The sequence below is a fragment of the Aeromonas piscicola genome, assembly GCF_000820005.1.
GTDB lineage: Bacteria > Pseudomonadota > Gammaproteobacteria > Enterobacterales > Aeromonadaceae > Aeromonas > Aeromonas piscicola.
In genome coordinates, this window is record NZ_CDBL01000008.1 from 1 (window position 1) to 782 (window position 782).

General features: G+C 64.1%; 1 protein-coding gene. It reads left to right on the forward strand.

Features of this window, described 5'->3' with window-relative positions:
* Positions 1 to 782 (forward strand): tryptophan synthase subunit beta (trpB, locus tag BN1128_RS01925; RefSeq protein ID WP_042865913.1); only part of this gene is annotated, 782 nt, incomplete at both ends.

Consider the following 782-nt stretch of genomic DNA (forward strand, 5'->3'; position numbering starts at 1 on the left):
CCCTGACCCGCAATCTGACCAAGGGCACCAAGACTCGCCTCTACCTGAAGCGTGAAGACCTGCTGCACGGCGGCGCCCACAAGACCAACCAGGTGCTGGGTCAGGCGCTGCTGGCCAAGCGGATGGGCAAAACCGAGATCATCGCCGAAACCGGCGCCGGTCAGCACGGCGTCGCTACCGCACTGGCCTGCGCCCTGCTTGGCCTCAAGTGCCGGGTCTATATGGGTGCCAAGGATTGCGAGCGCCAGAAGCCCAACGTATTTCGCATGAAGTTGATGGGGGCCACCGTGATTCCGGTGCACTCCGGCTCATCCACCCTCAAAGATGCCTGCAACGAGGCGCTGCGTGACTGGGCTGCCAACTACGACTCCGCCCACTATCTGCTCGGCACCGCCGCCGGTCCGCACCCCTTCCCCACTATCGTGCGGGAGTTCCAGAAGATGATCGGCGAAGAGGCCAAGGCCCAGTGCTTCAAGAAAGAGGAGCGGCTGCCCGATGCGGTGATCGCCTGCGTCGGCGGCGGTTCTAACGCCATCGGCATGTTTGCCGACTTTATCGACAACAAAGAGGTGCGCCTGATCGGGGTCGAGCCGGGTGGCCACGGCATCGAGAGTGGCGAGCACGGTGCACCGCTCGGTCACGGCAGCAAGGGGGTCTTCTTTGGCATGCACTCCTACCTGATGCAGGACAAGCAGGGGCAAATTCAGGAGTCCTACTCCGTCTCGGCGGGGCTCGACTTCCCCTCCGTCGGCCCGCAGCACGCCCATCTGGCCTCCATCGGC